The 1,758-nt window shown below is 72.6% G+C and carries 2 protein-coding genes and 1 pseudogene; 1 reads left to right on the top strand and 2 read right to left on the bottom strand.

Annotated features, from left to right (window positions below):
* A pseudogene (locus CQZ88_RS13875) lies at window positions 1-391 on the bottom strand (precorrin-3B synthase); the annotation flags it as partial.
* Between the two features lie 64 nt (window positions 392-455).
* Here CQZ88_RS13875 and CQZ88_RS13870 point away from each other — a divergent pair.
* Window positions 456-884, top strand: coding sequence for a PPOX class F420-dependent oxidoreductase (locus CQZ88_RS13870; protein ID WP_102799909.1), 429 nt, complete (start codon window positions 456-458; stop codon window positions 882-884).
* 70 nt (window positions 885-954) lie between these two features.
* On the opposite strand, the gene CQZ88_RS13865 is transcribed toward CQZ88_RS13870, so the two are convergent.
* Window positions 955-1,758 (bottom strand): ABC transporter ATP-binding protein (locus CQZ88_RS13865; protein WP_258008593.1); only part of this gene is annotated, 804 nt, incomplete at its 5' end.

Genomic DNA, 1,758 nt, shown 5'->3' with positions numbered 1-1,758 from the left:
CCACCTCGGGGGCCAGGGCCGCGATGTCGCCGGTGCCGTCGTCGATCCCGACGACGATCTCGCGGTCCGGTACGGTCCCGTCGAGGCGGTCCTGCACCCCGGCCAGCGTCTCCCACACGTCCACGTGCCCGCCGATGCGACCGGACAGCGGCGAGACGAGCAGGCGGTGCCGGTGCTCGCCGGGCAGGTCGAAGCCGTGACCGGTCAGCCGCGCGGTGAGCTCGGTGCGGTCCCCGCGCATCCCGAGGCCGCCGGCGGTGAGGACGAGGGTGCCCCCGGCGTGCTCGTGGGCGAGTTCGGCGAGGACCTGCAGCTGCGCCGCGGTCAGCCGGCCCCCCGAGAGGGGCACCTCGACCAGGTCGGCCACGGCGGGATCATGGGCATGCGGCATGCCCTCCAGGCTAGACGGCGCCGGTCGGCGCGCCGGCGGCGCGGTTTTCCGTAGGGTGTGCCCCATGACCCCGACCTTCGCCGACCTCGCCGCCGCGAAGTACGTGCTGCTGACCACGTTCCGCAAGGACGGCACCCCGGTGCCGACCGCGGTGTGGGCGGCCGCCGACGCCGACCGGCTGCTGGTGTGGACCGTCACCGACTCGTACAAGGTCAAGCGGCTGCGCCGCGATCCGCGGATCACCCTCGCGGTGTGCGACGTGCGCGGCAACCCGCGCAGCGACGCGGTCCCCGGCACCGCCACCGTGCTCGATGCCGCCGGCACCGAGCGGGCGCGGGCCGTGATCGCCCGCAGATACGGGATCCTCGGGTGGCTCACGGTCAAGGGCAGCGTGCTGCGCCGCGGCCGCGCCGGCACCGTCGGCATCGCCTGCGCCGTCGACGCGGGCGCCACCGCTCCGGAGACGGGCACCCCGGCCCCCGGGCACGGCTGAGAGCGCGTCGGCGCACATCCGATGCCGGCCGTCCGGGGTGCGAGGCACGAAGCCCTCGACAGCTGTGCTGCTAGTGCGGTAGCCGGGCGCCGCCGGGGGTGGTGGCGAAGACGTGGGCGTGCGACGGGTCGATGCGGACGTGCACGACCTGGCCTTTCTCCGGTGGATTTCGCCAGTGGACCCTGGCCACCATTGGCTCGTGCCGTCCGCCCACCTGAGTGCGTCCGAAGATGAACGCTTCCGAGCCGAGTTCTTCGACCACGTCGACCTCGAGTTTCAGTCCGCCGGAGTCGGCGATCTCGACGTGCTCGGGCCGGATCCCGAAGACAACCTCCCGGCCGGCGGCCGCCAGGGTGTCCCGCGGCACCGGAATCACCTGCCCGCCGAAGCGGATTCCGCCGTCGGTGACGGGCACGGTGAACAGGTTCATCGACGGTGAACCCATGAATCCGGCGACGAAGACGTTCGCGGGCCGGTGGTAGAGCTCGCGCGGTGACGCGCACTGCTGCAGCACCCCGCCCTGGAGGACGGCGACCCGGTCGCCCATCGTCATCGCCTCGACCTGGTCGTGCGTGACGTAGACGGTGGTCGTGCCCAGGTGGCGCTGCAACTGGGCGATCTGCGTCCGGGTCTGCACCCGCAGCTTTGCGTCGAGATTCGACAGCGGCTCGTCCATGAGGAACACCTGAGGCTGGCGGACGATGGCGCGGCCCATGGCAACTCGCTGCCGCTGGCCCCCCGACAACGCCTTCGGCTTGCGGTCCAGATACGCGCCGAGGTCGAGCATGTCGGCGGCCTCGGCGACGCGGCGGCGGATCTCGGACTTGTCGGTACCGGCGAGTTTGAGCGCGAAGCCCATGTTCTCCGCGACGCT

Source organism: Rhodococcus sp. ENV425, from assembly GCF_002887785.1.
Taxonomy (GTDB): domain Bacteria; phylum Actinomycetota; class Actinomycetes; order Mycobacteriales; family Mycobacteriaceae; genus Rhodococcus; species Rhodococcus aetherivorans.
This window is presented reverse-complemented; position numbering and strand designations above follow the sequence as displayed.